The sequence below is a fragment of the Parabacteroides goldsteinii DSM 19448 = WAL 12034 genome (assembly GCF_000969835.1).
Lineage (GTDB): Bacteria > Bacteroidota > Bacteroidia > Bacteroidales > Tannerellaceae > Parabacteroides > Parabacteroides goldsteinii.
Map to the genome: position 1 here is coordinate 1 of NZ_KQ033916.1, position 2577 is coordinate 2577.

General features: G+C 43.8%; 2 protein-coding genes. Both read right to left on the reverse strand.

What is annotated here, in order from left to right; translation table 11 throughout:
* Nucleotides 1-83 precede the first annotated feature (83 nt).
* On the reverse strand, nt 84-224 hold the full coding sequence (locus HMPREF1535_RS25925) for a hypothetical protein (protein ID WP_154670883.1): 141 nt from the start codon (nt 222-224) through the stop codon (nt 84-86).
* Nucleotides 211-2013, reverse strand: coding sequence for a reverse transcriptase domain-containing protein (locus tag HMPREF1535_RS24975; protein WP_008646012.1), 1803 nt, complete (start codon nt 2011-2013; stop codon nt 211-213). Before HMPREF1535_RS24975 ends, HMPREF1535_RS25925 begins: the two co-directional genes overlap by 14 nt.
* Nucleotides 2014-2577: the final 564 nt, after the last annotated feature.

Genomic DNA, 2577 nt, shown 5'->3' on the forward strand with positions numbered 1-2577 from the left:
CGGCTAAGTGGATAAGTTGGCTAATGACCGGCGTTGAAAACCCTTGCCGGGTAGGTTGCTAAGCCTACATTTACTATATGCCCTTATGGGCGCAGACAGGCTAAGCGCAAAGCGCCTTGCCGTCCTTTCGGACGGTAGGTTTCTAAACGCTCGCCACCGAACCGTACGTACACGTCTCCATGTATACGGCTCTCCATGGTTATTTTCAGTCTATTTCTTTTCATGAATCTTACGATAACAATTTTCACATACTGCTATTGTTTTTCTCTGTCTGGCAATCATGAAGCGTTCCCACTCCTGTTTGCCTTTCAGGTCTTTTAGCTTGCGGACATGCACCATTCTAAGGTTGTCCTCCGCTCCGCAATATTCACATTCACGGGCTTTCAACCGAGCCATAAGGCTGGTACTTTCAGTCCCGCGATAACTGGGCATGATATGCGCATTGTCAATACGCGCGTCTTTTCTCTGCTTGAACCCTCCATGATAAATAGTACGTTCCAACATTTCGCCCTTGTTGTTTTCATACCTTACTGTAAAGACTTTATTCCGGCAATATTTACGGATTATTTTCCTTACGGTTGATTCATACTTGGATGATAATGTTTTATACATACTCTCTTTCATGTAGTAATAGAAACTATTGAGAATGTTGACATTGTTTGCAATACAGTAGTAGTTATAGATTCCCCGAATTTCCGAATTGTATCGGTTGAGTATTTCAAGGTCATCATTACTACGGAGATACGGGCGTGAGGTCGATTCCCATGCTTCCTTGCCATTCTTGATTATTATGCGCATCGCATTATAGTCAAGCAGTTTCTTTCTCATAACCTCATAAGGCAGGAGAAGAACCACTTTATGGTCAAGTGAGCGTATGGGGATTCCTCTGAAATCCTTTCTCGTCTTGTCCGTACTGCGGACTGTAACATCAAAGCCGAGAAATTTGGCTGCGTCGTGTGAGTTGGTGATTAACGTCTTTTCATCCGAAAGTTCGAGTTTCAACGTATCTTGCAGAAAGGTCTTAATGTCCCCCTTTGCTTTTACACAGTCCTCTTTACTTCCGATTACGCAAATCAGAAAATCATCGGCATAGCGTACATACCTCATGCGTTTGAAGTTTTCGTCCATGTCAAGAGTTGCAGGAAGTTGTTGCATCTCACGGTGGAGAATGGCTATCTCCCTGCGCAATGCTTCTTTCTTCTGCTCGTCTGTTTCATTCTTCAGTTTCTTTACACGTTTGTCCTTACGATTTGCAACCCTTTTATATTCGGGGTTGCGTACACGTGCTTTACCTTTATTGAAGACATTTATGTAGTTCCGCATAAATTTATCGAGTTTGTCAAGATAAATATTCGCCAAAATCGGACTTATTATGCCTCCCTGCGGTGTTCCGATATAGGAATTTTTGTACTCCCATTGTTCCATGTAGCCTGCTTTGAGGAATTTACGTATCAGTCGCAGGAAACGCTCGTCATTGATTCTTTCAGCAAGGATTCCGATTAAAACATCATGGTTGATGTTGTCAAAGAAACCCTTGATGTCTCCCTCGATGAACCAACGTGCTCCCGTACCTCCCTTTTGTAAGGAAGCCATAGCCGTATGACAGCCACGGTGTGGTCTGAATCCATGCGAGCAGTCTTCAAAATGACCTTCGTAGATGGATTCAAGAATCATCCTTACAACTTCCTGTACAAGTTTGTCCTTAAAGGCTGGTATGCCTAAAGGACGTTGCTTGCCATTCTTTTTTGGAATGTAAATTCTCCGTGCAGGGCACGGACGGTAACTTTCGTCTTTCAACTGTCCAATGATAGAGTGAATGTGCTTTATGCTCATTCCGTCTATGGTCTGCCCGTCTGTGCCTTTCGTATAGTTGCCCGCATTCTGCGACAACTTTTGATAGGCAAGTGCGTACAGATTTTCATTGAACAGCAGTCGGTAAAGCCGTTCAAACTTGTAATTAGGGTCTTGGCTGTGCCCAGCCAGACTGTTTAATACATTTGCTGAATCTCTCATAATGTCTCACACATCATTCGTTAAACATATTAAATAATAACTCACTGTCTCCCTTCGCCATGTACAAGGCTTTCCCTTGCTCGGACTACTACGGAGACTCTGTTGTCATATAGGATATTCAGGGGGCAAACCCCATAGCCTTTCGGCATTCCTACTTAGACAATCCCCATTTAGACATATAGTAACATAGCTCAATAGATTGTCGGATGCGATTTTCGTCCTTTTCCGCTTATTGCGGCTGTTCTGCAATCGGTTTTCGGCTCTCGTACTTGAGGTAGGAAAGTAGAAGTATTGCAGCCCGACGTTTGTAACTATCTTCCGTCGGGGTTTACCAACTAACAACTCGGACTGTCGTTCAAACAGTATAGTCTTCATCCTCATATCTATCATTTCATTTAGACATTCAGTAGCAGCATGATAGTTAGCTGACTTATGCCGTTTCCAACATGCGACACTCCCCACCGCCTTTCGGCTAAGTGGATAAGTTGGCTAATGACCGGCGTTGAAAACCCTTGCCGGGTAGGTTGCTAAGCCTACATTTACTATATGCCCTTATGGGCGCAG

Bases quoted from the DNA above. Each gene is read 5' to 3' on its own strand.
- HMPREF1535_RS25925 (WP_154670883.1), bottom strand. From the start codon at position 224: ATGAAAAGAAATAGACTGAAAATAACCATGGAGAGCCGTATACATGGA.
- HMPREF1535_RS24975 (WP_008646012.1), bottom strand. From the start codon at position 2,013: ATGAGAGATTCAGCAAATGTATTAAACAGTCTGGCTGGGCACAGCCAA.